The following is a 26,598-nucleotide window of genomic DNA, read 5'->3' as shown; positions in this document are numbered from 1 at the left end:
CGGGGTCATCCTGCGATGGTTCGCCGTCGCATCACTTGAAACAGTGGGGTCGCGTCACATGTGTGGCATCGTAGGTATCGTGGGCAAGACTAACGTCAACCAGTCGTTGTACGACGCGCTCACCGTCCTTCAACATCGCGGTCAGGATGCCGCCGGTATCGTCACCAGCCTGGACGGTAAACTCTTCCTGCGCAAAGACAACGGCCTGGTCCGCGATGTCTTCCAGCAGCGGCACATGCAGCACCTGGTCGGCCACATGGGCATCGGCCATGTGCGCTATCCCACCGCCGGCAGCTCCAGCTCCGCCGAGGCGCAGCCGTTCTACGTGAATTCGCCCTATGGCATCACCCTCGCGCACAACGGCAACCTGACCAACGTCGAGCAACTGTCCCGCGAGATCTACGAATCCGATCTGCGCCACGTCAACACCACCTCCGATTCCGAGGTGCTGCTTAACGTCTTCGCCCACGAGCTGGCGGTACGCAACAAGCTGCAGCCCACCGAGGACGACGTCTTCGCCGCGGTTTCCGAGGTTCATGAGCGTTGCCGTGGCGGTTACGCCGTGGTGGCCATGATCACCGGCTATGGCATCGTCGGCTTCCGCGATCCCAACGCCATCCGCCCCATCGTCTTCGGTCAGCGCCACACCGAATACGGCGTGGAGTACATGATCGCCTCCGAGAGCGTCGCCCTCGATGTACTCGGCTTCACCCTGATCCGCGACCTGGAGCCGGGCGAAGCGGTTTACATCACCGAGGACGGGCGTCTCTACACCCGCCAGTGCGCGCAGAATCCGCACTACGCACCCTGCATCTTCGAACACGTCTACCTGGCGCGCCCGGATTCCATCATCGACGGCATCTCGGTCTACAAGGCCCGCCTGCGCATGGGCGAGAAGCTTGCCGAGAAGATCCAGCGCGAGCGGCCCGAGCACGACATCGACGTGGTCATCCCGATTCCGGACACCAGCCGCACCGCGGCGCTGGAGCTGGCCAACCACCTGGGCGTCAAGTTCCGTGAGGGCTTCGTCAAGAACCGCTACATCGGTCGGACCTTCATCATGCCCGGCCAGGCCGCGCGCAAGAAGTCGGTGCGCCAGAAGCTCAACGCCATCGAGCTGGAATTCCGCGGCAAGAACGTGATGCTGGTGGATGACTCCATCGTCCGCGGCACGACCTGCAAGCAGATCATCCAGATGGCCCGCGAAGCCGGCGCCAAGAAGGTCTACTTCTGCTCGGCGGCTCCGGCGGTGCGCTTCCCCAACGTCTACGGCATCGACATGCCCAGCGTGCACGAACTGATCGCCCACGGCCGCACCACCGAGGAGGTCGGCGAGCTGATCGGCGCCGACTGGCTGATCTACCAGGATCTGCAGGACCTGCAGGAAGCCGTGCGTACCCGCAAGGCGCCCAAGGTCGAGCAGTTCGACTGCGCGGTGTTCGATGGCGAGTACATCACCGGCGACGTCGATGCCGCCTATCTGAATCGGATCGAGCAGGCACGCAACGACGCGGCTAAGGGCAAGCACAAGGCGGTCAGCGCCATCATCGATCTCTACAACGACTAAGGAGCTGCACATGAGCCAAGACTGGGATGCCGGACGCCTGGACAGTGATCTCGAGGGCGCGGCCTTCGAGACCTTGGCGGTGCGGGCAGGGCAGCAGCGCTCGCCGGAAGGCGAGCATGGCGAAGCCCTGTTCCTGACCAGCAGCTATGTGTTCCGGACCGCCGCGGATGCCGCGGCGCGTTTCGCCGGCGAGGTGCCGGGCAACGTCTACTCGCGCTACACCAATCCCACGGTGCGTACCTTCGAGGCCCGCATCGCAGCCCTCGAAGGGGCCGAGCAGGCGGTGGCCACCGCCTCGGGCATGTCGGCCATCCTGGCCATGGTGATGAGCCTGTGCAGCGCCGGCGACCATGTGCTGGTCTCGCGCAGCGTGTTCGGCTCCACCATCAGCCTGTTCGAAAAGTACTTCAAGCGCTTCGGTATCGAGGTGGACTATCCGCCGCTGGCCGATCTCGATGCCTGGCAGGCGGCCTGCAAGCCCAATACCCGGCTGTTCTTCGTCGAGTCCCCGTCCAATCCCCTCGCCGAGCTGGTGGACATCGCCGCCCTGGCCGAGATCGCCCATGCCCAGAGCGCGCTGCTGGCGGTCGACAACTGCTTCTGCACCCCGGCGCTGCAAAAGCCGCTGGCGCTGGGTGCCGACATCGTCATCCATTCGGCGACCAAGTACATCGATGGCCAGGGCCGCGGCATGGGCGGCGTGGTCGCTGGCCGTGCCGAACAGATGAAGGAAGTGGTGGGCTTCCTGCGTACCGCCGGACCGACCCTGAGCCCCTTCAACGCCTGGCTGTTCCTCAAGGGCCTGGAGACGCTGAAGATCCGCATGCAGGCGCACAGCCAGACCGCACTGGAGCTGGCGCGCTGGCTGGAAGGCCAGCCCGGCGTCGAGCGGGTCCACTATGCCGGCCTGCAAAGCCATCCGCAGCATGAGCTGGCCTGCCGTCAGCAGTCGGCCTTTGGCGCTGTGGTGAGCTTCGAGGTGGCCGGTGGGCGCGACGCTGCCTGGCGTTTCATCGATGCCACCCGGATGATCTCCATCACCACCAACCTGGGCGATACCAAGACCACCATCGCCCACCCGGCGACCACCTCGCATGGGCGGCTGTCGCCCGCCGAGCGCGCCAATGCCGGGATCAGCGACAGCCTGATCCGCATCGCCGTGGGTCTCGAAGACCTGGGTGACCTGCGGCAGGATCTGGCCCGCGGACTGGCGGCCCTATGAGTCTGACGTTCGCACCGGTGGAATTGCGCGTCGCCCTGGTCACGGGTGCGGCGCGGGGGATCGGGCTGGGCATCGCCGCCTGGCTGGTGGCCGAAGGCTGGCGGGTAGTGGTGGCCGACATCGAGCAGGAGCGCGGCGCCAAGGTGGCTGCTGCCCTTGGCGAACGCGCCTTGTTCGTCGCCCTGGACGTGGCTGACGAGAGTCAGGTGGAGTCCGCCGTCGCCCAGGTGATCGGCCAGTTCGGGCGGCTGGACGCCCTGGTCAACAATGCCGGTCTCGCCACCGCCCAGGGCCAGCCGCTGGAAAGCCTGGCGCTGGCCGAGTGGCGCAAGGTGCTAGGGGTGAATCTGGACGGCCCCATGCTGATGGCCAAGCATTGCGCGCCCTATCTGCGCGAGCAGCAGGGCGCTATCGTCAACATCGCCTCGACTCGAGCCCGGCAGTCCGAGCCCCACAGCGAGGCCTATGCCGCCAGCAAGGGCGGATTGCTGGCCCTGACCCATGCCCTGGCCATCAGCCTGGGCCCGGAAGTGCGGGTGAATGCCCTCTGCCCGGGTTGGATCGATGCGCGCGATGCCCATGTCCGCGAAGCCGAGCCGCTGTCCGCCACCGACCATGAGCAGCATCCGGTCGGGCGGGTAGGGACGGTGGAAGATGTCGCGGCCTGCGTGGCCTGGTTGCTGAGCGGCAACGCTGGTTTCATCAGCGGTGAGGCTATCACCTTGGACGGCGGCATGACCCGCAAGATGATCTATCGGGAATAGCGCCTCGTAGAAAATAAAATTGGAAAATTCCTTGACGGATCAAGGGGCTACGAGGAGAATGCGCGTCACCCGAAGGGGATGGCTGATTAGCTCAGCTGGGAGAGCACCTGCATCACACGCAGGGGGTCGGCGGTTCGATCCCGTCATCAGCCACCAAACTCTTCGGGAAGTGTTCCGCAAGGTACACGCACTGCGCGGCGGTAGTTCAGTCGGTTAGAATACCGGCCTGTCACGCCGGGGGTCGCGGGTTCGAGTCCCGTCCGCCGCGCCATATGAGTTGTTTTGGGTCCTCTGAACTGCCCGAACGACGCAAGAGAAGCTGCCTTAGGGCAGCTTTTTTTGTGCCTGGAAAAAAGCCGTGCCTACCGTTTGCCAGCAGGCGTCGCGGCAAGCGCGTTTGGCCATGAGCGTCAGGATGTCATGGCCCTCCACCAGGAGGCCGAGGTACAGGAAACCGTCGATGGTCCGCGGCCGGAGAGGAACGACGGCGTTGGCGGCGCTTCGGCGGCTGCTGCAGGGCAGGCCGGTGGCCTCGTGCCGATCGTGAATTCGGCCACCCCCGACCTGAGACCGGCGCGCCACCTCGTTGCTGGCGCTGGACCCCTGGCTGGCGCCTGTAGCGGGATCGATGTCCTCGGCCATCAGGACCTGTTCTCCGACGGCGCTAGCGCGCCGGGGCACCCAACTGGGCCGAGATGCGCGCCGTGGTGGCAAGCATCTGCTCGACGTACTCGGCCTTGAGGTCTTCACGAAAGCGGAAGCAGGGAAAGGAGACGCTCAGGCCGGCGATGACCTGGCCGAAGCGATCGCGGATCGGCGCCGCCAGGCACCTCATGTTGTCTTCGAATTCCTCATGGTCCTCGGCGAAACCCAACGCGCGGACGCGTGCCAGTTCCGTCAGGTAGGCAGCCAGGCTGTCGAGGGTGTTGGGCGTGCGACGGACAAAGGTCTCCTGGGCGAGGATCTGTCGTACCTCGGCCTCCGGCCGCCAGGCCATCAGCACCTTGCCGATCCCGGTGCAATACAGCGGCGCCCGCCGCCCGATACGCGAATACATGCGCAGGGTGTAGCGCGAGTCGAGCTTGTGCACATAGACGATGGCGCCCTCGTCGAAGATGCCGAGGTGGACGGTCTCGCCGGTGAGGTCGTTGAGCAGGCGCATGCCCGATTCGGCTTCGCGGACCAGTTCCAGCTGCGGCAGGGCGCGGGCGCCCAGTTCGAACAGCTTGACGCTCAGGCGGTAGCGGTCCTCGGCATCCTGGACCACATAGCCCAGGGCCTTGAGCGTCTGCAGGAAGCGGTGGACGGTGCTTTTCGACAGGTCCAGCTGCTGCGCCAGCTCCGAGACGCCGCAGTCGTCCTCGCGTTCGCCGAGGGCTTCCAGTACGGCCAGGGTACGTCCGACCGCACTGACCATGTCGTTGCCGAGAGAAGTCGATTTTTCCATGAGACCGCCGGTCGCCTATTTGGTGGAACAGTGTTCCATTCTGATTGACGGATGCGGGAATTGCCAGCAACACTGGGTCCAGCAAAACGGAACACTGTCCCGAAAGTAGCTCGACGACGGTGACCGTCCCCTTCGGTGGCTCAGGTCGCCGGATCGAACAAGAACAATAGCCAGGTCCACAGTCATGATGCCCGTACGCCAGCCGCTGGTTGTCTCTTTGTCTTTTCGCGCTCTGATCAGGCGCGGATCTTCGCCTGTCGCCAGGGTGCAAAGTTCGTCTACGGCCTGGAGCAAGGACGCATGAGCGCGGCCTTCCTAGCGACTCCCATCACCCGCATCGGCCTCATCGGTGAATGCATGGTCGAGTTGCGCAGCCAAATGGATGGCCAGCTGGGCCAGGCCTTTGGCGGCGATACCCTGAATGCTGCTGTCTATCTGCGGCGGCTATTGGGGGGCGACGGGGTGCAGGTGGATTACCTCACCGCGGTGGGCGACGACAGCCTGAGCCAGGCCATGCGCGCCTGCTGGCGTGAGGAGGGCGTAGGGGACGAGCGGGTACGGGTGCTGCCCGGACGTCTGCCGGGCCTCTATCTGATCCAGACCGACGCCGACGGCGAGCGGCGCTTTCTCTACTGGCGCGGCGAGGCGGCGGCGCGTGAGTGTTTCGACGGTGCCGAGGCCCAACCGCTGCTGGCGTCTCTGGCCGAGTATCAGGTGCTCTACCTCAGCGGTATCAGCCTGGCGGTGCTGACCGATACCGGCCGCGAGCGGCTGCTGGAGGCTCTGCGCCAGGCTCGTGCCGCCGGCACCCGCATCGTCTTCGACAACAACTACCGGCCGCGGTTGTGGCCGAGTGTCCAGGCCGCGCGCACGGCCTATCACCGGCTGTTGCAACTGACCGATCTGGCGCTGGTGACCTGGGAAGACGATGCCGCCCTGTTCGGTTTCGCCGACGAGGCGGCGCTGTTCGCCCAGTACGCCGAGTGGGGCGTGGCCGAGGTAGCGCTCAAGCGCGGCGCACGCAGCTGCCTGCTGCAGAACCGCCAAGGACGCCAGGAAGTGGCCGGCGAAGCGGTGGCCCGGGTGGTCGATACCACGGCCGCCGGGGACTCCTTCAGCGCCGCCTACCTGGCCTGCCGCCTTCAGGAGGGAGCGCCCGCAGTGGCCGCCTCCTGGGGCCATCGCCTGGCGGCCACGGTCATCCAGCATCCCGGCGCGCTCATCTCGCGCGCGGCCATGCCGGCCATGCCGCCCCTGTTTCTTTCTCTCACTGCCCAGGCCTGAAGCCATGAAGATCACTGAAGCCCGCGTCATCGTCACCTGTCCCGGTCGCAATCTGGTCACGCTCAAGATCGTCACCGACGAAGGCCTCCATGGCCTGGGTGACGCCACCCTCAATGGCCGCGAGCTGGCGGTCGTCGCCTACCTGGAGGAGCACGTGCTGCCGGCGCTGATCGGTCGTGACGCCCACCGCATCGAAGACATCTGGCAGTACCTCTATCGCGGTGCCTACTGGCGGCGCGGACCGGTGACCATGACCGCCATCGCCGCGGTGGACGTGGCGCTCTGGGATCTCAAGGCCAAGGCCGCTGGTATGCCGCTGTACCAGCTGCTCGGCGGCAAGAGCCGCGAGCGGGTGATGGTCTATGGCCATGCCACCGGCAAGGACATCGAGAGCTGCCTGGACGAAGTGGCCCGCCATGTCGAGCAGGGCTATCGCGCGGTGCGGGTGCAGTGCGGGGTGCCGGGCATACCCACCACCTATGGCGTGGCCAAGCGCGAGGGCGAGCGCTACGAACCGGCCGACAGCGACCTGCCGGCCGAGCACGTCTGGGACACCGCCAAGTACCTCAATCACGTGCCCAAGCTGTTCGCCGCGGTGCGCGAGCGCTTCGGCGACGACCTGCACCTGCTGCACGACGTGCACCACCGGCTGACGCCCATCGAAGCGGGGCGGCTGGGCAAGAGGGTCGAGGAATACAACCTGTTCTGGCTGGAGGACTGCACCCCGGCGGAAAACCAGGAAGCCTTCCGGCTGATCCGCCAGCACACCACCACGCCGCTGGCGGTGGGCGAGGTGTTCAACTCCATCCACGACTGCCGTGAGCTGATCCAGGAGCAGCTGATCGACTACATCCGCGCCACCCTGGTGCATGCCGGCGGCATCACCCACATGAGGCGCATCGCCGATCTGGCGGCGCTCTACCAGGTGCGCACCGGCTTCCACGGCGCCACCGACCTGTCACCGGTGTGCATGGGCGCGGCGCTGCACTTCGACACCTGGGTACCCAACTTCGGCATCCAGGAGCACATGCCCCACGAGGCGCGCATCGAGGAGGTCTTCCCCCATGCCTATCGTTTCGCGGACGGCCATTTCACTCCGGGCGAGGTGCCCGGCCATGGCGTGGACATCGATGAAGACCTCGCCGCCCGTTATCCGTACAAACGCGCCAGCCTGCCGGTGAACCGGCTGGTGGACGGCACCCTGTGGCATTGGTGAGCGAGGAATCCAGGATGAAAGCCTTTCAGGTCAGAGCACCCCACGAATTCAGCATCGAAGAGGTCGCGGTGCCCGTGTTGGCACCGAGCGAGGTCCGCGTCGGGGTGGCCTATGCCGGCATCTGCGGCTCGGACATGCACATCATCCATGGGCAGAACGCCTTCGTGCGCTTTCCCCGCGTCACCGGCCATGAATTCGCCGGGGTGGTGCGCGAGGTAGGCGAGGGCGTGAGCGGCCTGGCGGTGGGCGATCCGGTCTGCGTCGATCCGGTGATCGCCTGCGGCAGCTGCTATCCCTGCCGCATCGGCCGGCCCAATGTCTGCAGTCGCCTGCAGGTGCTGGGGGTGCATCGCGATGGCGGCTTCAGCGAAGAGGTCTGCGTGCCCGCGGCCAATGCCCATCGCCTGCCGCCCGGTTTGCCGCTGGCCCAGGCCGCGCTGGTCGAGCCCTACAGCATCGCCCTCAATGTGCTGGAGCGGATGCAGGTCTTTCCCGGCGATTCATTGCTGATCTATGGCGCCGGGGTGATCGGCCTGACCCTGGTGCAGATGGCCAGGGCGCTGGGCATCGCCGACATCACCGTGACCGATGTGCTGGACGATCGCCTGGCCACCGCCCGTGCCCTGGGCGCGACCCGCACTCTCAATGGCCGCGATACCGATGTCGAGGCGGCGCTGCGCGAGGCCACCGGCGGCGAGGGCGTGCCCCTGATCGTCGACGCCGCCTGCCATCCGGCCTTGCTTCCGGAGATCGTCCGCCTGGCCTCGCCGGCCGGGCGCATCGGCCTGCTGGGTTTCAGCGCCACGCCCAGCGAGCTGGTGCAGCTGGAGATCATCAAGAAGGAACTGACCCTGGTGGGCTCGCGGCTCAACAACGGGCGCTTCCCGCGGGTCATCGAGCTGCTGGCGGCGGGCAAGCTGGATGCCGCGGCGCTGATCAGCCATCAGGTGGCCAGCCAGGAGATGCCGAGCGCCATCGAGCTGATCGAAAGGCACCCCGAGCAGACGCGCAAGGTGCTGGTGCAGTGGGGCGGCAACGTCTGAAAAATCCGACTCCCCCTGGGGAGTTCTCTTATGCCTTACCGAATAAAGACAATGAGCGGGAGGTAACAAATGGCTGGACAAGGTCGTGGGCTGGTACTCGTCATGCTGTTCCTGGCGGGAGTCGTCAACTATCTGGATCGCTCGGCGCTGTCGGTGGCGGCGCCATTGATCCAGAAGGACTTCGCGCTGAGCGCCGGCGAGATGGGGCTGCTGTTCAGCGCCTTCTTCGTCGGCTATGCGGCGTTCAACTTCATTGGCGGCTGGGCCGCCGATCGCTATGGCGCCAAGACCACGCTGCTGCTGGCCATGGTGCTCTGGTCGGCGTTCAGTGGCCTGACGGTGCTGGCCTCGGGCTTCGCCGCGCTGATCGTGATCCGGGTGCTGTTCGGTATGGCCGAGGGGCCCTTGAGCGTCTCCACCAGCAAGATGGTCAACAACTGGTACGCGCCCCATAACCGGGGTCGCACCCTGGGCCTGTCGATGTCGGGCACCCCTTTGGGCGGGGCCATCTCCGGCCCCATCGTCGGGGTGATCGCCGTGGCCTACGGCTGGAAGGTGTCCTTTATCGTCATCATGCTGATCGGCTTCGTCTGGGCCGTGGTCTGGTACCTCTGGATCAAGGACAAGCCGACCGGCCAGTTGGCCGCCGACATCGCCGCCGAGGAGCGCGCCGTGGCCGTGGTGGATACCGAGGTGCGGCCGCTCAAGTACTATCTGCGCCAGCCCACGGTGCTGTTCACCGCCCTGGCGTTCTTTGCCTACAACTACACCCTGTTCTTCTTCCTGACCTGGTTTCCCAGCTACCTGATCCAGGCCTACGGCCTCAACGTGAAGGACATGAGCATTGCCACGGTGATCCCCTGGGTGCTGGGCTTCATCGGCCTGGCGGTGGGCGGCTATCTGTCCGACTGGGTGTTCCGCAAGACCGGCCGGCTGATGTTCTCGCGCAAGGTGGTGCTGGTGACCTGTCTGCTGGCCTGTGCCCTGTGTATCGCCGTGGCTGGCCTGGTCAGCACCCTCTATGCGGCCGTGGCGCTGGTGGCGCTCTCGGTGTTCTTCCTCTATCTGACCGGCGCCATCTACTGGGCGATCATCCAGGACACGGTGCCGGCGGCGCGGGTCGGCGGGGTGAGCGGCTTCATGCACTTCCTGGCCAACACCTCGGGCATCATCGGCCCGGCGGTGACCGGCTACCTGGTGCAGTTCACCGGGGCCTTCACCAGCGCCTTCCTGCTGGCCGGCGCCCTGACCGTGATCGGCTCGCTGTGCGTGGCGCGCTTCGTCAAGCCGCTGGCCGAGCGGCCGGCGAGCGCACCGACCGAGCTGGCCGCGGGAGGCACCCGATGAGCGACTTCGAACGGATCCCCTCGCGCTATCCGGCGCCGGCCATCGGTATCGTCCACCTGGGACTGGGCGCCTTCCACCGTGCTCACCAGGCGGTCTACCTGGAACGCAACCTGGCTCGCCATGGTGGTGGTGCCTGGGGCCTGAGCAGCGCCAACCTGAGGTCGGGGCGGGCGCTGGTGGAGACCCTGCGCGCTCAGCAGGGTCGCTATCACGTGGCCGAGTACCGCAACCGGCGCGAAGGGGTGCTGCGCGAGATCGGCGCCCTGCGCGAGGTGCTCTATGCCGGTGACGGCGGTGCCGAGCGCGAGGCCCTGCTGGCGCGGCTGGCCGATCCCGGGGTGCGCATCGTCACCCTGACGGTGACGGAAAAGGGTTACTGCCTGAGTCCCGCCAGCGGTGCCCTGCGGCGCGACGATCCCGGCATCGTCCACGACCTCGCCGAACCGCGGGCGCCGCGCACCCCACCGGGGCTGCTGGTGGAAGGCCTGCGCCGCCGGCGTGCCGCGGGTATCGCACCCTTCACCGTGCTCTGCTGCGACAACATGCCCGACAACGGCCAGCGGACCCGCCAGGCGGTGGTGTCCCTCGCCGAGGCCCAGGACGCGGGCCTGGCGGCCTGGATCGCCACCGAGGTGGCCTTTCCCTGCAGCATGGTGGATCGCATCGTGCCGGCCATGGACGAGGCCGCCTTCGCGCGCTTGCGCGACCTTGGCTGCGATGACCCGGCCGCGGTGGTGGGCGAGGCCTTCAGCCAGTGGGTGATCGAGGATCGCTTTCCTCAGGGACGCCCGGACTGGGAACACGAAGGGGTGCAGATGGTGGCGGACGTCCGCCCCTTCGAGACCATGAAGTTGCGCCTGCTCAATGGCAGCCATTCGCTGCTGGCCTATGTGGGCAGCCTGGCCGGCCACGGCACCGTGGCCGAGGCCATGGCCGACCGTCAGCTGGCCGCTCTGGTGCACCGCTACATGAGTCGCGAGGCGGCGCCAACCCTGGACATGCCCGATGGTGTCGATCTCGACGCCTATGCCGAAGCCCTGGTCGCACGCTTTCGCAACGATGCCCTGCAGCACCGGCTGCGCCAGATCGCCATGGATGGCTCGCAAAAGCTGCCCCAGCGCTGGCTGCTGGGAGCCCAGCGGCTGCTGGAGCAGGGCAATGATTTCTCCTGTACCGCCCTCGGCGTGGCGGCCTGGATTCACTTTGGTGACGCCGAGGGCGAGGCCCTGGACGATCCCCTGCGCGCCACCCTGGCCGCCTTGCCTAAGGGCGTGGCGCGGGTCGATGCCGTCCTGGCGCTGGCCGAGGTCTTTCCGCCAGCGTTGGCCGAGCAGGCCGCCTTCCGCGAAGCGGTGCAGCAGGCCCATCGGCGCATCGCCGAGGCGGGCATAGGCACGGCCATCGCCGACTTGACCGATCAAGGAGTCTGACATGGAACATACCTGGCGCTGGTTCGGCCCGCGCGATCCCATCTCCCTCGCCGATATCTGCCAGACCGGTGCCACCGGCATCGTCACGGCGCTGCACGAGATTCCCAATGGCGAGGTCTGGCCGGTAGCGGCCATCGCCGAGCGCAAGGCGCTGATCGAGGCGGCGGGTCTGAGCTGGTCGGTGGTGGAAAGCATCCCGGTACACGAAGACATCAAGCGTGGCCTGCCGGGGCACGAGCGCTACCTGGACAACTACCGGCAGAGCCTGCGCAACCTCGCCCAGTGCGGCATCGACGTGGTCTGCTACAACTTCATGCCGGTGCTGGACTGGACCCGCACCCAGCTGGCCCATCGACTACCCGACGGCGGCTGGGCGCTGAGATTCGATCAGGATGCCTTCGCCGCCTTCGACCTTTGCATCCTGCAGCGGGACGGGGCCGAAGCGGACTACTCCGCCGCGGAGATCGAACGGGCGCGTCGCCATCACGACGGTCTCGACGCGGCCGGTCGCGAAGAGCTGGTACGCACGCTGATCGCCGGGCTGCCCGGTGCCGAGGAAGGCTATTCGGTCGCCGACCTCCGACAGTTGCTGGCCACCTATGCCGGGATCGACGCCGCGCGCCTGCGTGAGCACCTGGCGGTCTTCCTGCTGGCCGTGGTGCCGGTGGCGGAAGAGGTGGGGATCCGCCTGGGGGTGCATCCGGACGATCCGCCCCGGCCGCTGCTGGGATTGCCCCGCGTGGTCTCCACCGCCGCCGACGCCCAGTGGCTGCTGGAGGCGGTGCCCAGCCCCGCCAACGGCCTGACCTTCTGCACCGGCTCCTATGGCGTGCGCGCCGACAACGACCTGGTAGCCATGGCCCGCCAGTTCGCCTCGCGCATTCACTTCGTCCACCTGCGGGCGACCCGCCGTGAGGAAGATCCACGCAGCTTCCACGAAGCCCATCATCTGGATGGCGACGTGGACATGGTCGGGGTGATCCGCGAGTTGGTGCGCGAGGAGCGTCGCCGCGAACGCGAAGGCGGGGCGCGCCTGCCGATGCGACCGGATCACGGTCACCAACTGCTGGATGATCAGGGCCGACGGACCAATCCAGGTTACTCGCTGATCGGCCGGCTCAAGGGCCTGGCCGAATTGCGCGGCGTGGAACAGGCCGTGCGTCGTCTGGAAGAGGAGAGACACTGATGTTGACCATCGTCTGTCAGGAACCCGGTCTGCTGCGCGCCGAGCAGCGGGAGAAGCCCCCGCGTCGCCCGGGCGAAACCCTGGTGCGCATCGAGCGGGTCGGGGTGTGCGGCACCGACCTGCACATCTTTTCCGGCAATCAGCCCTACCTGAATTATCCGCGGGTCATGGGCCACGAGATCTCCGCCACGGTGACCGAGACCGAAGCCGACTCGGGCCTCGCCGAGGGCGACCTGGTCTATGTGATGCCCTATTTGTCCTGTGGCGATTGTGTGGCCTGCCGCCAGGGCAAGACCAACTGCTGCACCCGCATCCAGGTCCTGGGCGTGCATTGCGATGGCGCCATGACCGGTTACCTGAGTCTGCCCCACAGCGCGCTGTTCCGTGCGGATGGCCTGGATGCCGATCAGGCGGCCATGGTGGAGTTTCTCGCCATTGGCGCCCATGCGGTGCGGCGCGGTGAGGTAGCCGCCCAGCAGCAGGTGCTGGTGGTGGGCGCCGGTCCCATCGGCATGGCGGTGGCACTGTTCGCCCACCTGCGCGGGGCGCGGGTGACGGTGCTGGACGGCCGTACCGATCGCCTTGCCTTCTGCGCCGAGCATCTTGGGGTGCAGGCCACGGTCGCGCTTGGCGAGGACGACGAGGCGCGCCTGCGCGACCTCACCTGCGGCGATTTCTTCGACGTGGTGTTCGACGCCACCGGTAATCCCCGTGCCATGGAGCGCGGCTTCGCCTTCATCGCCCATGGCGGCAAGTACGTGCTGGTGTCCATCGTCCAGGGCAACCTGAGCTTTGCCGATCCGGAATTTCACAAGCGCGAGGCGACCCTGCTCGGTAGCCGCAACGCCACCGCCGAGGATTTCCGCCACGTGCACGATTGTCTCCGACGCGGGCTGGTACCCACCCAGGCATTGAATACCCACCGACTGCGCCTGGAGGAGGTGCCCGAGGCTTTCCCACCCTTGCTCGATCCTGCCGAGGGCGTGGTCAAGGCGCTCATCGAATGCTGAAGCGGAGACGGACATGGAACTGATCACCCGCAGCGGCGCCGCGGCGGCCGCCCGCGCCACCCTGCGTCTGCATCCCCAGGATGATGTGCTCATCGCCCGCCAGCCACTGGTGCCGGGCCTGGAACTGCCGGAGGAAGGGGTGCAGGTTCGCGAACCTGTGCCCGCCGGTCACAAGGTCGCCGTGCGCCCTATAGCGGTGGGCGAGCCGGTACGACGCTATGGTCAGATCATCGGCTTCGCCCGCGAGGCCATCGCCGCCGGCAGCCACGTCCACGTGCACAACCTAGCCATGGGCGACTTCACCCGGGAGCATGCCTTTGGTATCGAGGCCCGTGGCGCACCAGCGCCCATCGAGCGCAGTTTCCTGGGGATCGTCCGGCCGGACGGGCGGGTAGCGACCCGCAACTACATCGGCATCCTCACCTCGGTGAACTGCTCGGCGACGGTGGCGCGAGCCGTGGCCGACCACTTTCGGCGTGACGTCCACCCCGAGGCGCTGCAGCCCTATCCCCATGTCGACGGCGTGGTAGCCCTGACCCATGGCGTCGGTTGTGGCATCGATACCCAGGGAGAGGGCATGGCGGTGCTGCGTCGCACCCTGGGCGGCTACGCGGCCCATGCCAATTTCGCCGCCGTGCTGTTCATCGGCCTGGGCTGCGAGGCCAACCAGATCCCCACGCTGCTGGCTGACCAGGGTCTCGCCGAGCATGCGGGGCTGTGCAGCCTCAACATCCAGGACAGCGGCGGTACCACCGCCACCGTTGCTCGCGGCATTGAAGCCGTAAAAGCCCTGTTGCCTGCGGCCAACGAGGTGGAGCGCGAACCGGTCAGCGCCCGGCATCTGATCCTTGGTCTGCAATGCGGCGGATCGGACGGCTATTCAGGCATCAGTGCCAACCCGGCGCTGGGCCGCGCGGTGGATCTGCTGGTGGCCGCCGGCGGCACCGCGATCCTTTCGGAAACCCCGGAGATCTACGGCGCCGAACACCTGCTCACCCGACGCGCCGCCAGCCCGGCGGTAGGCGAGCGACTGGTGGAGCGCATCCGCTGGTGGGAGGACTATTGCGCCCGTGCGGGCGCCAGCCTGGACAACAATCCGTCGGCGGGCAACAAGGCGGGTGGCCTGACCACCATCCTGGAGAAATCCCTCGGCGCGGTGATCAAGGCCGGCTCCACCGATCTCATGGCGGTCTACGGCTATGCCGAACCGGTGCGCAGCCCCGGTCTGGTGTTCATGGACACCCCCGGCTACGACCCGGTCTCGGCCACCGGTCAGGTGGCGGGCGGCGCCAACCTCATCGCCTTCACCACCGGGCGCGGTTCCGCCTATGGCTGTGCACCGACGCCATCGCTCAAGATCGCCACCAACACCCGCCTGTGGGAGAGTCAGCGCGACGATATGGACGTGGATTGCGGCGGCCTGGTCGATGGCAGCACCACCCTGGAAGAGCGCGGCGCCTTCATCTTCGAACGCCTGCTGGCACTGGCCTCGGGTGAGCGCAGTCGCAGCGAGTTGCATGGCTATGGGCAGAACGAGTTCGTGCCCTGGCAACTGGGTGCGGTGACCTGAAGGGTGAACCCGCTCGCCTGATAGACAGCGGGCACCCGCATCCCCTTGGAGAAGGGCGCCGCCTATTGGTGGAGGCTGCCAAGCGGAAGCAGGGGCTCGACGTCTTGGAATGACGCGATGAAGCCTATCAGGCTCGGCTATCCCGGCTGCGGGGCAGGTGCCAGACTTCGGCCCCGCAGCGAACGCTGCAAGGATGAAAGGGGTGTGGCGACGGAGATAGCGACCACCAGATGGCCGCGCCAGTCGCGATCGTTACCGGAGAAGTAGCCTTGCTGCTGTAACAGCAACCCGTCGTCGAGTGGCGCGCCGCCCAGGGCAGCGCGCCATCGGCGTCAGGCCGATTCGCCGTCCGCGGGAGCGGCGACGGGTTCGGTGGCTTCGGGCTCGGCGGGCGAGGCCGTTTCAGCCTTGGCCTTGGCCTGCTCGCGGCGGGCCTGGGCGCGCTGGCGGCGCGCCTGCTGCTTGGCATAGACCGCCTGGGAAGCGGTCACGCTGCCGGCCGGCTGGCCATTCAGGTCCAGACGAGGCGCGTCCTCGGTCATGGCCGCCCAGTAGCGAGTGCCGCGACACCAGGTGGCGATGGCCTGCTTGAGCTGGTCACCGGTGATGCCCAGCCGCTCCAGGTGCTGCTCGGCGTCTTTCAGGATACCTTCCTTGAGCGGCACCTTGGGCGCAGGGTTGACCGGGAAGGCCAGCGGGAAATGCTTTTGCAGGCGGCGGATGCCCTCGACCACCGGATCCTGCTCGCGGGGCTTTTGCTCGCGGGGCTTGGCTTTCGGTGAAGGTCTCCGCGCCGGCCGCTCTTTGCTCTCGGTCGTTACCTGCGCTTTCTCGGCCCGCAGGCGGTCGCGTAGTTCAGCTAGTTGCTCAAAGCCCATCGTTCAGCTCACCGCTCCAAATAGAATTCACGTGCAAGGGTAACCCATGCCGGGCTTGGACCGCGCCCTTTGCAAATCGGCACGGCCAAACCGGTTAGCTCGTCATTCTAAAGGCTGGCCTGCCGATAAGGCATCCTTGAAAGTGTCCTTCCCGGCGGATGGTGGTCCTGACGGACGTTTTCTAGCCACCACCGGTCAGGCGCGATACCTACTGCGTCTTTGGAAAACAGTCCGAACATCGGCTGGAGAATACCTGCTGCGCGGGGCCGACCCTGTCGAGCCGGTACCTGAGGCTGCGGCGCGACGGCTGAAATTCCTCGCCGGCCTGGGCAACCTTTCGCCAGCGCATTAGCCGGCGAGATAGGCGTCGGTGGATTCCAGGCTCGCATAGGCAAAGGCTAGCGCCGCCATCAGGGCGGCATGCACCTGGGCAGCCGGCACCCGGACGCCTTTAAATTCCAGATCGAGGGTGGCGCAGGCATCGTGGATTACCGTCACGGCGTAGCCCATGTCGGCCGCGGCCCGGACGCCCGCATCGATGCACATATGGCTCATGGCGCCCACCACGACGAGCGAGCCGATACCCCGCTCGTCCAGCAGCTGCTTCAGGTTGGTTTCCCGAAAGGCATTGGGATAATGCTTGACCACCACCGGCTCGCCAGCCTGGGGCGTGACGGCCGCCTGGATCGCGACGCCCTCGCTGCCAGGCACGAAAATCGGTGCCTCGCTGCTGAGCGACTGATGCTGCACATGGATCACCGGGACGCCCTGGTCGCGGGCGTTGGCGATGATCCGGGCGGCGTTGGCGACCGCGGCCTCGATGCCGTCGAGGGGCAATTTGCCGGTGGGGAGGTATTCGTTCTGCAGATCGATGACGACGACGGCGTGCTTGCTCATGTCCAGCTCCTCGGAAGATGCTTCAGGTCTTGGGTCCGGTCATGATTGGCCAGCCGCGCCGGCAGGCGAAGGGGCGTGACCGACAACATCAGGGGTGCCAGCGACACATGCACGATCAACCACCGGTCGAACTCGGTCTGCTGCTCTATCCCGGCGCGCAACTGGCGACGGTCCACGGCCTCACGGATCTGTTCGAGATCGCCGGGCGCCTGACCGGGACCGCGGAGGATGCGGAGCGCCCTCGATTGCGCGTCAGCCACTGGCGGCTGGAGAAGGGCGCAGCGGCGCCCAGGCGGGTCTACGACTCGCTGCCCACAGCGAGCGGCTCACCCAGCGTGCTGATCCTGCCACCCAGCCTGGCTGAGCCGATCACACCGGAGGCTGCTGCGCCCTATCGCGAGTGGCTACGTCGCCAGCACCAGAGCGGCGTGCGTCTGGCCTCGATCTGCGCCGGCGCCTTTCTGCTGGCTGAAACCGGCTTGCTGGACGGCCGCACCGCCACCACCCACTGGCTCTATGTCGAGCGCTTCAATGCGCGTTTCCCTGCCGTCCGCCTGGACGCCGACCAGCTCCTCATCGATGGCGAGGATCTCGTCACCGCGGGCGGCCTCATGGCCTGGACCGACCTCGGCCTGCGCCTGGTCGATCGGTACCTGGGCGCCAAGCGGATGCTCGATACCGCGCGCATCCTGGTCATCGACCCGCCGGGTCGGCAGCAGCGCTACTACAGCGCCTTTTCGCCGCGCCTGAGCCATGGCGACAGCGCCGTCCTCGCCGTTCAGGAGTGGCTGCAGGAAACCGGCGCCCAGGACATCGCCCTGGCTACCCTGGCCCAGCGCGCCGGACTCGAACAGCGCACCTTTTTGCGCCGCTTTCGCCAGGCGACTGGCATGACCACCACGGCCTACTGTCAGCAATTGCGCGTCGGCCGCGCCCGGGAGCTGTTGCAGGCCAGCCGTCTGCCCCTCGAACGCGTCGCCTGGGAGGTGGGCTACAGCGATCCGGGCGCCTTCCGCAAGGTCTTCACCCGTGTCGTGGGACTGAGCCCGGGGGATTACCGGCGGCGGTTCGGGGGTGTGGTGAGGGCAGGGCGGTGAGGCCCGCTCTCGCTGCAACGCATGCTCATCCGCGAGTCTAGCCAGCACCAGACCGACGTCTGCTGCTCTCACCCGAACCCATCAGGCCTGCTGGATCGGCATGCTTCATGGCTCCACCAAAGGCGTCTCGTCTTCTTAGTTGAACCGAGCGCTGGCGATCGGCCTCCACTGAAGGAGACAAGACAGGGGTGTCTGGACTAGACCAGGCATCGACTCGCTTCGCGACGACCGACTCCGCAGGTGCCAATGCGTCAGGATCCAAACTTCCAGTTGCTGTTCGAAGGACTTCCCCATCTGGTGCTGGTGCTCTCTCCAGGTCCTGACTTCATCATGGTGGCAGCCAACGAAGGACGCCTGCGCGGCACCAATACCCGCCGTGAAGACTGCATGGGGCGGTCGATATTCGAGGTGTTCGGCCGCAATCCCGACGGCAGGTCGGAATTCGGCGCCGGCGTGTTGCGCGCTTCGCTGGAGCGGGTGATGCAGAGCCGTGAGCCCGATCGCATGGCGGTGACCCAGTACGACATTCCGCGGCGGTCCAGCGAAGGCGGCGGCTTCGAGGTGCGTTACTGGAGTCCGTTGAACGTTCCGGTGCTGGACGACCAGGGTGAGGTGATCTACATCATCCACCAGACCGAAGACGTCACCGAACAGGTGCTGGCCCAGCAACATTCCCGCCCTAGTCTCAAGCTCGCCGACGAACGCTTTCGGGCGGCGCTGCTTGCCTCCGAAGCCGGTATCTTCGACTGGTACCTCGACGAATGTCGCTTCTATTGCGATAGCGCCCTCCAACAGCTTTTCGGCCTGCCCGATGTCCTGACGACGAATCCCGTCGAGCGCTTCCTGGACTTCGTGCATGGGGGCGACAGGGACGTGCTACGCGGATGCCTGGCCGATTGCCTGCAGGGGAAGGATTTCGCTGTCGAGTTTCGGCTCCACCGCGGGGCAGGAGAGCAGTGGCTGCTGAGCAAGGGCAAGGTCTTTCGCGACGCCGCTGGCCAGCCGTCCTATGTGACCGGCACCTGCGTCGACATCACCGCCCGCAAGCGAGCCGAGAAGGCGCTGTTCGAACTCAACGAGACGCTGGAAGCGCGCGTCTCCGCCGAGGTGGCCGAGCGCTCCCGGGTGGAAGACACCCTGCACCAGGCGCAGAAGATGGAGGCGGTCGGTCAGCTCACCGGTGGTATCGCCCATGACTTCAACAACTTGCTCACGGGCGTCATTGGCAGCCTAGAGCTGATGCAACGGCGCCGACGCGGTGGCGATGCGAGTGAGGACGAGCGCTACATCAACGCGGCGGTCACCTCGGCCCAGCGGGCGGCGGCGCTTACCCAGCGGCTACTGGCGTTTTCCCGCCGGCAGACCCTCGATCTCAAACCGCTCGAGGTCAATCCACTGGTGGCCTCGCTGGAAGACCTCCTGCATCGCACGACCCGGGAAAACATCGCCATCCGGACGCAGCTGGCCGCCGGCCTGTCGCTGGTGCGGATGGATGCCAACCAGTTGGAAAGCGCCATCATCAACCTGGCCATCAACGCCCGCGATGCCATGCCCGATGGCGGCACCATTACCATCGCCACCTCAGCCGTGCACGTCACCGCAGAGCAGGGCGCGGCCATGGAGCTCAAGGAGGGCGACTACGTGATGCTCTCCGTCGCCGATACCGGTCTGGGCATGACTCCCGAGGTCCTGGCCAAGGTCTTCGAGCCCTTCTACACCACCAAGCCGATCGGGCAGGGCACGGGCCTGGGGTTGTCCATGGTGTATGGCTACATGCGCCAGGCCAATGGCGCCGTCCGTATCCTCTCGCAACCGGGGAAAGGAACAAGGGTGCAACTCTACATGCCGTGCCTGGGTGGGGAGGTGGGCATCCTCGCGGTCGAGGAGCAGAAGGCTGCGCCTCTGGGAGGCGGCGAGGTGGTCCTGGTCGTCGAAGATGAGGCCGTGGTTCGCTCCCTGATCCTGGAGGTGCTGGGTGAACTGGGCTACCGGACCCTGGAAGCAGCGGATGCCCAGGAGGCCATACCCTTCCTGGAGAATCCTCAACGCATCGATCTGATGATTTCCGATGTGGGTCTGCCTGGCATGAATGGCCGCCAACTGGCGGACCTGGCCCAGGCCAATCGTCCGGAGCTCAGGGTGCTGTTGGCGAGCGGTTATGCGGAAGGCTCGAACGTGAGTGGTTATCTCGCCGCCAACATGGAGATCATCACCAAGCCCTTCGCCATCGATACCCTGGCCAACAAGATCAACGAGATGCTGAATCCGGAGGGTTGAGGGCGGGTCTTCGTTGAAGCAGGGCTGCCGGGCTTGCGTCTGGCAGCGCCCCTGAGGCGTAAAGACCGTTCTGGTGCTCTGGCGACGAACCGCAAAGGGGAACGTTACCCGTCCTTGGTCAAAGGCGCTTACCGAAGACGGCGTTACCCCGCCTTTTCATAGACGGCAACGCTCCAGTAGCCACTACCGCTATTGCCTGTTGCGGCCCAGCCGCCACGCTGCAGCTGCCTGGCGATCAGGCGGTTCATGAAGCCGTGTCCCAGCAGCAATACGCTTCCCGGGGTGCGCCCGGCCAGAGCGACGAGCTGATCCGCCGCCTGGTGCGCCCGCCCCTTTGCCTGGGCATAGGACTCCGACTCCTTCGCCAGCCCGCAGAGCCAGAGCAGACGAAAGACGAACGCCCAGGTGAAGGGCGACAGGCGCAGAATCGGAACGCTCACCACGGGCAGCGCTGCCTCGCAGAAGACCGAATCCCTGATGGTTGGTGCTATGCCCAGCGCGGCGAGAGAGGTCAGGGCACGTGGGGCAGTGCTGGTGGCTGTCAGGCCGATATCCCTGACTGCGGCTATTGCCTCCGAAGTGGGGGTATCCGTGCCTATTTCGGACCGATCATAGTCCGCGATCCAGCGCGCCATAGCAGAGGAGGCCATGGCGGGACAGCTCTTCAGCGCCGGCTTGCCATGGCGCATCAGTATGATTTTCATCGAGCTTGGCCATTTAACGAAGATGATACGGTTGGAGTCATGGATAAGCCGCTGGAATCATGCTTCGGCCGGCGTTATCCATTCTTCTGGCGATAAGTTTCTATAAGTTTGCCGGCGTGGTTCTAGGTTATTACAAAGAACGGCTGCAAGCTTATGATCTTCAGGAAAAAGGCGTGGCAGTTTGGATAAGTCACTTGGAATCAAGGCCTTATAAAGTATTGATAGTGCGTTCGTAGTATTTTTGTTGTTTGTTTTTCATGATATACACGCGCTCGTTTATTTGGTCTTAATTGCTGTTTGGCGTTTCTGGAGTAGTTATTTTGCAAGGGATGTTGATGAGGCTGGGAGTGGGGTTGTCGTGTTTTGGGGGGCTCCTGTTGAGTTCGGCAGTAGCGGCCACCTGCGTCGAGCATCCGCCACTACAACTGCAGATCGCGGGCGACAGCGCCCTGGACAGCCAGGCCCAACTGGTCTGGAAGCGTTGTCTGCTGGGAACGACCTGGAACGCACGGACCAAGGGTTGCGAGGGTGTGGCAAAGGGGTACTCGCAGAAGGAGGCCCAGCGCGCCGCTCAGGCTGTTCTCGGCGAGTGGCGCCTGCCCACGGAGCCTGAGCTGGAGACCCTGTTGGTGGAAAGCTGCGCGGGCCTGAAGCTTGATCGACGCGTCTTTCCCAATGTCGCAGCGGCGGATTTCGGCGAAGGCGCGAAGATCTGGACGAGTTCGGAGGCCTTGCCGGGAATGTTCTACTTCCTCAATTTCAGCGTTGGCGGTCTGGATATGCACTCCGCTGGCTTCGGTCTTGGTGTCTTGCTGGTCAAGGATGCCAAGGGCAAGAGGCAATAAGGGCAGACCATGGGCGCGGCGGGCTGGATTACAAGGCTCACGCTGATCGCGCCTACACCAGTGGCTCGGCGATCCGCTCTAGCAGTTCAGGCCCATCGTTCTTCACGCTGCCCACGGCTTTGCCGACCGGATACCAGTGGAAGGCCTCCACCGGCGTTCCTTCGATCTCACCAATCTCGGCGGCGCGTTCCATGGACAGCTCGGGATCCAGCCATTCGCGGGCAATGGTCGGGGGCAGGACCAGGGGGCGGCGGTCATGGATATCGACCATGCCGGCGTCGGAAGCTGCGGTGACGATGACGAAGCCATCATCCTCCTGGGGTGCCTGGTCTGCCGGCCGGAAGTGGCCGATGGCGGCGAAGAACAGCGGCTCGCCGGATTTCAGCTGGATGAAATAGGGCTGCTTGCGCTTCGGGTCCTCAGGATCCTTTTTCCATTCGTACCAGCCATCCGCGATCACCAGGGCGCGGCCCCTTTGCCAGAGGCCGCGAAACATCCGGCTGGTGGCCGCCGTTTCGACGCGGGCATTGATCACGGGCGGACGCTTGGCCTGGCGCGCCCAGGCAGGCTGGTAGCCCCAGAGCACCGGGTCCAGGTGCAAGCCATCCTCCTGCTGATTGAGCAGCAGCACCCGGGTGCCGGGTGCCACGTTGTAGCGGCCCAGGGCGCGAGGTTCCAGGCCGGTGCGGACGTCAGCCGCATTGGCGCCCAGGGCGTCCAGATAGTCGAGAGCGTAACGGTACTGGGCAAAGCGGCCACACATGGGCGCCTCCTGGGGCAAGGGATCAAGGCGAGTGGCGCTTTTGGCGCTGGCCTGGACGGTCCGCAAGCGGAAGTCCACTGCCCGCTGTTCGCCGAGGCAACCTGTCAGAGGCTTGGACAGTGACGTTTGGCTGAAGTACCCGCAGCGTCCGCGCCGGCCTCATCATGAAAACGAGACCGGTGGTGGCTGATCGGGAGGAGGGCCTCTGCACAGGTCGTGGCCAGGCAATGCCCGTAGTGAGGAAGGGTCACGGCGGTCCAGCTCGGGCGATCTTCAGGCGAGTGAGCCGGCAAGTAGGCAGAGCAAGGCTAGTTCCACCCCTCGCCATCTTTGAAATTTCTTGCAAAACATTTGAACACCAGCCGGTCGTGCCTAGTCTGCCAGTGGAGAACAACAAACCTGGCGGATAAGACGCATGAAGTCCTGGCTCCTGACGAAACCCCGGTTATCCGGCTTGCTCATCCTGCTCCTCGGCATACTGCTGGCCGCTGGCGGGGCCTGGCTGCTGCTGTTGGGCGGCAGCGCCTATTACCTGGTTGCCGGCATAGGCCTCTGCCTGACCGGCAGCTTGCTGATGAAGGGGCGCCGGCTGGCGCTGTGGGTGTACGGCCTCGTCTGGCTGGGCAGCGTACTGTGGGCGTTCTGGGAGGTTGGCCCCGACGTCTGGAAGCTCGAACCCCGACTCATGCTACCGACCCTGCTGGGGCTCTATCTGCTGTTGCCCTTCATCCGTCGGCGCCTGGACGGCAACCGCAGGGTTTCAGGGGCAGGCTATGTGATCGTTCCCCTGGCCGCCGCGGTCCTGGTCGGCGGGCTGTTCTTCGCCCATCCCTATCCGCCAGACCAGCCTCTGGCAGCCGTCGCGCCAGGTAGCCAGGTGACTACCAATGCCTCGGGTGTCGCCGAGGGTGACTGGAATTTCTATGGGCGCACCGCCGAAGGCGAGCGCTGGTCGCCGCTGGCGCAGATCACGCCTGACAATGTCAGCCAGTTGCAGGAGGCCTGGACCTACCGCACGGGCGATCTGCCCAGGGGCGACGAAAACAAGCACGGCTACGAATTCAACTTCGAGGCCACGCCGATCAAGGTTGGCGACACCCTCTACTTCTGCACCCCGCACCGGGAAGTCATCGCCCTCGATCCGGACACCGGCGAGCAGCGCTGGCGCTTCGATCCGCGCGCCGATACCTCGAACAATGCCTACCTGGCCTGCCGTGGCGTGGCCTACTACAAGGCCCCCGAAGGAACGGCGACGGCCTGTCCGGAGCGCATCATCTCGTCGGTGGGCGATGCCCGCATCATGGCCCTCAATGCTCGTACCGGGGAGCTGTGCCAGGACTTCGGCAAAGGCGGTTATGTCTCGCTGCGGCAGTATCTGGGCGAGGTACCCAAGGGCTTTCACTTCGTGACCTCGCCACCGCTGGTGATCCACGACCGCGTGGTGCTCGGGGGCTGGATCTATGACGGCCAGAAGACCAACGAGCCATCAGGCGCCGTGCGGGCCTTCAACCCCATCAATGGCGAGATCGTCTGGGCCTGGGATATCGGCCATCCGGACGATCCGGTGGTCCATCCGGCGCCAGACCAGACCTTCACCCGGGGCACGCCCAACGCCTGGGGCGTCTATACCGCCGATGTAGCGCGCGGGATCATCTACCTACCCACCGGCAATGCGGTGCCCGACTACTACGGCGCCGAGCGCAGACCTTTCGACGAGAAGTATTCCAGCTCCCTGGTGGCGCTGGACGTGGACACGGGTGCGCCGCGTTGGAGTTTCCAGACGCTGCACCATGACCTCTGGGACATGGACGTACCCATAGGGCCATCGCTGGTGGACCTGCCGGACGGCAATGGCAACAGCGTCCCCGCGCTGGTGCAGACCACCAAGCGCGGCGAACTCTTCATGCTCAATCGGGTGACCGGCGAACCCATCGCCCAGGTCGAGGAAAAGCCGGCCCCCCGGGGCGGGCTGCCGGAGGAACATGTCGCGCCGACCCAACCCTATTCGACGGGCATGCCCACCTTCGCGCCGCCGGAGATCAGGGAGTCCGACACCTGGGGCGTGTCGCCCCAGGACCAGTTGCTGTGCCGGATCGAATTCCGCCAGATGAACTACAAGGGCGCCTTCACGCCCTTCGAGCTGGACAAGACCACCCTGGTGTATCCGGCGTTCGACGGCGTGATCGACTGGCACGGCGCCTCCATCGACCCGGAGCGCAAGCGCCTCTATGCCAACCTCAGCTACATCCCCTTCAAGGCCGAGGTCTATGCCCGGGCGGATGCCGAGCGCGAAGGGCTGGTGGAGCCCTGGGACGGCAAGGGCACACCGCCGCGGCCGAAGAAGTTCGCCATCAACCCGCAATACGGCACGCCCTATGTGGTCAAGGTCGATCCCTGGCTCGGCCTGCTCGGTGCGCCCTGCAAGGCGCCGCCCTGGGGACAGCTGGCGGCCGTGGACCTGAAATCCCGCACCCTGGCCTGGCAGCATGACGTGGGTACCACCCGCGACATGGGCCCTCTGGGCCTGCACGTGGCGCCGCCGTTTCCCACCGGCATGTTCAATATCGGCGGCCAGATCAATACCCGCTCGGGGCTGATCTTCATGGGCGCCACGGCGGACAACTACATGAGGGCCTTTTCCGCGGCCAGCGGCCAGGAGCTTTGGAAGACGCGCCTCCCCGCGGGGGGCCAGGCGACGCCCATGACCTATACCGGGCGTGATGGCCGCCAGTATGTGGTCATCGCCGCAGGTGGTCATGGTGGTCTGGGCACCAAGGCGGGGGACTACCTCAAGGCCTACGCCTTGCCTGGAAATGCCCACTAGCGCGGCGGTCATGCAGCACCATCCCCAGTACCATGGCCACGACGAAACCCTGGACCTTGGCGATACCCAACCCCAGGCCCGCCAGCGCGGGCCCGGGGCATAGCCCGGCCAGCCCCCAGCCAAGGCCAAAGAGCAGGGAGCCTAGTAGCAGGCGGCGGTCGACAGGTACGGTGGGCGGCAGGTGAAAGGCGCTGTCGAGCAGGGGCCGCGCCAGCCGGCGCTGGAGCTGGACCGCGGGCAGCGCCACCAGCAGGGCGCCGCCCAGCACGAACAGCATGCCAGGGTCCCAGTGTCCGCTGGCGAGATCGAGAAAACCCAGCACGCGGGCGGGATCGAGCATCCCCGAGAGGGCCAGGCCGCTACCGAAGAGCAGGCCAGCTAGCAGCGCTACGACCAGTCGCCACGATTTCATCGCAGCAGCCCCAGCAGGGTGGCCGTGGCCAGGCCACAGGCCAGGAAGACGGCGGTGGCGGCCAGCGAGCGGCGCGAACCTCGGGCCACGCCGAGGATGCCATGGCCGGAGGTGCAGCCCGAGCCCAGCCGCGTCCCGAAACCGACCAGCAGCCCCGCCAGTAGCAGTTGAGGCCAGGTCGCGTCCACGGTCAGGGAGGGAGGCGCGTGCAGGCCGCTCACCAGCAGCGGTCCCAGCACCAGGCCCAGCACGAAGACCAGGCCGGTGCCGGCCTGCTGTCCGCCGAGCAGCCGGCCGAAGATCCCGCTGATGCCGGCGATCCGCCCATTGACCAGCAACAGCAGGCTGGCGGCCAGGCCCAGCAGCAGACCGCCGCCCAGGGGGGGCATATAGGAGACGAGGATCATGGTGTCTGGCTCTCGGGCTGGCAGAAGATCTGGTAGAGCGCCTGCAGCAGCTGGGCGGCCTTGTCTTCGGTGAGCCGGTAGAAGATCTGCTTGGCCTCGCGGCGGGTGGTGACCAGGCCAGCCTCACGCAGCACGCCGAGTTGTTGGGAAAGGGTCGGCTGATGAATATCCAGACGGGCTTCCAGTTCGCCGACCGCGTACTCACCTTCGGCGAGGGCGCAGGCCAGCAGCAGGCGAACCGGATGCGCCAGGGTCTTGAGTAGGGCGGCCACCTCCCGGGCGCGGGTCTGCATGTCCTGGGGGGAGAGGACCGCGCCTGGGGTGGGGCTGGTAGGTGGAGTGGTCATGAGCAAGCCCGACTTATTCAATATACAGTTTTATATAATGTATATTGTCTAGCTGGCAAGT

At 66.1% G+C, this 26,598-nt stretch carries 24 protein-coding genes and 2 tRNA genes; 17 read left to right on the top strand and 9 right to left on the bottom strand.

Features of this window, described 5'->3' with window-relative positions; all coding sequences use genetic code 11:
- Positions 1 to 58: 58 nt before the first annotated feature.
- The 5 genes from purF to FEZ61_RS06020 all read left to right on the top strand — a co-directional run bounded on the left by purF (position 59) and on the right by FEZ61_RS06020 (position 3,824).
- Positions 59 to 1,567 (top strand): amidophosphoribosyltransferase, encoded by a 1,509-nt coding sequence (gene purF / locus FEZ61_RS06040; protein ID WP_017641288.1) that lies wholly within the window; start codon positions 59 to 61, stop codon positions 1,565 to 1,567.
- Positions 1,568 to 1,577: 10 nt separating this feature from the next.
- A complete protein-coding gene (locus FEZ61_RS06035) occupies positions 1,578 to 2,789 on the top strand; it encodes an O-succinylhomoserine sulfhydrylase (RefSeq protein WP_173147757.1) in 1,212 nt (403 codons plus the stop codon).
- Complete coding sequence (locus FEZ61_RS06030; RefSeq protein WP_017641286.1) at positions 2,786 to 3,553, top strand: SDR family oxidoreductase; 768 nt, start codon at positions 2,786 to 2,788, stop codon at positions 3,551 to 3,553. Before FEZ61_RS06035 ends, FEZ61_RS06030 begins: the two co-directional genes overlap by 4 nt.
- An 80-nt stretch (positions 3,554 to 3,633) precedes the next feature.
- Positions 3,634 to 3,709: transfer RNA gene (locus tag FEZ61_RS06025), tRNA-Val, on the top strand.
- 38 nt (positions 3,710 to 3,747) lie between these two features.
- Positions 3,748 to 3,824 (top strand) — tRNA-Asp (locus FEZ61_RS06020).
- Positions 3,825 to 3,877: 53 nt separating this feature from the next.
- Here the strand turns inward: FEZ61_RS06020 and FEZ61_RS06015 are convergent.
- Together FEZ61_RS06015 and kdgR are read right to left on the bottom strand one after the other, a co-directional pair.
- The gene (locus FEZ61_RS06015; protein WP_017641285.1) at positions 3,878 to 4,195 is read right to left on the bottom strand and encodes a hypothetical protein; all 318 of its coding nucleotides are present in this window, start codon (positions 4,193 to 4,195) and stop codon (positions 3,878 to 3,880) included.
- A 22-nt stretch (positions 4,196 to 4,217) separates the two neighbouring features.
- Entirely contained in the window at positions 4,218 to 5,000 is a 783-nt protein-coding gene (kdgR, locus tag FEZ61_RS06010) for a DNA-binding transcriptional regulator KdgR (RefSeq protein ID WP_026083874.1), read from the bottom strand.
- Between the two features lie 300 nt (positions 5,001 to 5,300).
- Between kdgR and FEZ61_RS06005 the strand changes: the two genes are divergently transcribed.
- The 8 genes from FEZ61_RS06005 to FEZ61_RS05970 all read left to right on the top strand — a co-directional run bounded on the left by FEZ61_RS06005 (position 5,301) and on the right by FEZ61_RS05970 (position 15,086).
- Positions 5,301 to 6,284, top strand: coding sequence for a sugar kinase (locus tag FEZ61_RS06005; RefSeq protein ID WP_017641283.1), 984 nt, complete (start codon positions 5,301 to 5,303; stop codon positions 6,282 to 6,284).
- Positions 6,285 to 6,288: 4 nt separating this feature from the next.
- Positions 6,289 to 7,500, top strand: coding sequence for a D-mannonate dehydratase ManD (gene manD, locus FEZ61_RS06000; protein ID WP_093251876.1), 1,212 nt, complete (start codon positions 6,289 to 6,291; stop codon positions 7,498 to 7,500).
- Positions 7,501 to 7,514: 14 nt separating this feature from the next.
- Complete coding sequence (locus FEZ61_RS05995; RefSeq protein WP_093251871.1) at positions 7,515 to 8,543, top strand: Zn-dependent oxidoreductase; 1,029 nt, start codon at positions 7,515 to 7,517, stop codon at positions 8,541 to 8,543.
- Between the two features lie 69 nt (positions 8,544 to 8,612).
- Entirely contained in the window at positions 8,613 to 9,890 is a 1,278-nt protein-coding gene (locus FEZ61_RS05990) for an MFS transporter (protein WP_026083873.1), read from the top strand.
- A complete protein-coding gene (locus FEZ61_RS05985; protein ID WP_173147755.1) occupies positions 9,887 to 11,320 on the top strand; it encodes a mannitol dehydrogenase family protein in 1,434 nt (477 codons plus the stop codon). Before FEZ61_RS05990 ends, FEZ61_RS05985 begins: the two co-directional genes overlap by 4 nt.
- Position 11,321: 1 nt before the next feature.
- Positions 11,322 to 12,506, top strand: a complete 1,185-nt coding sequence (uxuA, locus tag FEZ61_RS05980; protein ID WP_173147753.1) for a mannonate dehydratase — start codon at positions 11,322 to 11,324, stop codon at positions 12,504 to 12,506.
- The gene (locus tag FEZ61_RS05975) at positions 12,506 to 13,516 is read left to right on the top strand and encodes a zinc-binding alcohol dehydrogenase family protein (RefSeq protein ID WP_173147751.1); all 1,011 of its coding nucleotides are present in this window, start codon (positions 12,506 to 12,508) and stop codon (positions 13,514 to 13,516) included. Before uxuA ends, FEZ61_RS05975 begins: the two co-directional genes overlap by 1 nt.
- Before the next feature lie 13 nt (positions 13,517 to 13,529).
- Entirely contained in the window at positions 13,530 to 15,086 is a 1,557-nt protein-coding gene (locus FEZ61_RS05970) for an altronate dehydratase family protein (RefSeq protein ID WP_173147749.1), read from the top strand.
- Positions 15,087 to 15,418: 332 nt separating this feature from the next.
- On the opposite strand, the gene FEZ61_RS05965 is transcribed toward FEZ61_RS05970, so the two are convergent.
- A complete protein-coding gene (locus FEZ61_RS05965) occupies positions 15,419 to 15,964 on the bottom strand; it encodes a ProQ/FinO family protein (RefSeq protein ID WP_059315147.1) in 546 nt (181 codons plus the stop codon).
- A 348-nt stretch (positions 15,965 to 16,312) separates the two neighbouring features.
- On the bottom strand, positions 16,313 to 16,861 hold the full coding sequence (locus FEZ61_RS05960) for a cysteine hydrolase family protein (protein WP_093251852.1): 549 nt from the start codon (positions 16,859 to 16,861) through the stop codon (positions 16,313 to 16,315).
- Positions 16,862 to 16,968: 107 nt separating this feature from the next.
- On the opposite strand from FEZ61_RS05960, the gene FEZ61_RS05955 reads away from it, so the two are divergent.
- Together FEZ61_RS05955 and FEZ61_RS05950 are read left to right on the top strand one after the other, a co-directional pair.
- Positions 16,969 to 17,958, top strand: coding sequence for a GlxA family transcriptional regulator (locus tag FEZ61_RS05955; RefSeq protein WP_173147747.1), 990 nt, complete (start codon positions 16,969 to 16,971; stop codon positions 17,956 to 17,958).
- 246 nt (positions 17,959 to 18,204) lie between these two features.
- Entirely contained in the window at positions 18,205 to 20,235 is a 2,031-nt protein-coding gene (locus tag FEZ61_RS05950; RefSeq protein WP_173147745.1) for an ATP-binding protein, read from the top strand.
- Between the two features lie 143 nt (positions 20,236 to 20,378).
- Here FEZ61_RS05950 and FEZ61_RS05945 read toward each other — a convergent pair whose 3' ends face one another.
- On the bottom strand, positions 20,379 to 20,939 hold the full coding sequence (locus tag FEZ61_RS05945; protein WP_173147743.1) for a hypothetical protein: 561 nt from the start codon (positions 20,937 to 20,939) through the stop codon (positions 20,379 to 20,381).
- A gap of 329 nt (positions 20,940 to 21,268) precedes the next feature.
- On the opposite strand from FEZ61_RS05945, the gene FEZ61_RS05940 reads away from it, so the two are divergent.
- Positions 21,269 to 21,784 carry a DUF1566 domain-containing protein gene (locus tag FEZ61_RS05940; protein ID WP_242455113.1) on the top strand — a complete coding sequence of 172 codons (516 nt, stop codon included), beginning with the start codon at positions 21,269 to 21,271 and terminating at the stop codon, positions 21,782 to 21,784.
- Positions 21,785 to 21,836: 52 nt separating this feature from the next.
- Here FEZ61_RS05940 and FEZ61_RS05935 read toward each other — a convergent pair whose 3' ends face one another.
- On the bottom strand, positions 21,837 to 22,547 hold the full coding sequence (locus tag FEZ61_RS05935; protein ID WP_093251832.1) for an SOS response-associated peptidase family protein: 711 nt from the start codon (positions 22,545 to 22,547) through the stop codon (positions 21,837 to 21,839).
- Between the two features lie 415 nt (positions 22,548 to 22,962).
- Here FEZ61_RS05935 and FEZ61_RS05930 point away from each other — a divergent pair, with 415 nt between their 5' ends.
- Positions 22,963 to 25,371, top strand: a complete 2,409-nt coding sequence (locus FEZ61_RS05930; RefSeq protein ID WP_173147739.1) for a membrane-bound PQQ-dependent dehydrogenase, glucose/quinate/shikimate family — start codon at positions 22,963 to 22,965, stop codon at positions 25,369 to 25,371.
- Here FEZ61_RS05930 and FEZ61_RS05925 read toward each other — a convergent pair.
- From FEZ61_RS05925 to bigR, 3 genes are read right to left on the bottom strand one after another with little or no spacing between them, the layout of a single operon-like run.
- Positions 25,337 to 25,783 carry a DUF6691 family protein gene (locus FEZ61_RS05925; protein WP_173147737.1) on the bottom strand — a complete coding sequence of 149 codons (447 nt, stop codon included), beginning with the start codon at positions 25,781 to 25,783 and terminating at the stop codon, positions 25,337 to 25,339. The two genes, FEZ61_RS05930 and FEZ61_RS05925, sit on opposite strands and share 35 nt — an antisense overlap.
- The gene (locus FEZ61_RS05920) at positions 25,780 to 26,190 is read right to left on the bottom strand and encodes a YeeE/YedE thiosulfate transporter family protein (protein WP_178121337.1); all 411 of its coding nucleotides are present in this window, start codon (positions 26,188 to 26,190) and stop codon (positions 25,780 to 25,782) included. Before FEZ61_RS05920 ends, FEZ61_RS05925 begins: the two co-directional genes overlap by 4 nt.
- On the bottom strand, positions 26,187 to 26,483 hold the full coding sequence (gene bigR, locus FEZ61_RS05915) for a sulfite-sensing transcriptional repressor BigR (RefSeq protein WP_201973584.1): 297 nt from the start codon (positions 26,481 to 26,483) through the stop codon (positions 26,187 to 26,189). The genes FEZ61_RS05920 and bigR overlap by 4 nt, the downstream gene beginning before the upstream one ends.
- Positions 26,484 to 26,598: the final 115 nt, after the last annotated feature.

This window comes from Pseudomonas sp. MS15a(2019) (assembly GCF_013277805.1).
In the GTDB taxonomy this organism is placed as follows: domain Bacteria; phylum Pseudomonadota; class Gammaproteobacteria; order Pseudomonadales; family Pseudomonadaceae; genus Chryseomonas; species Chryseomonas benzopyrenica.
The sequence above is the reverse complement of the archived record's forward strand: the minus strand, read 5'-3'. Positions and strand labels throughout refer to the sequence as shown.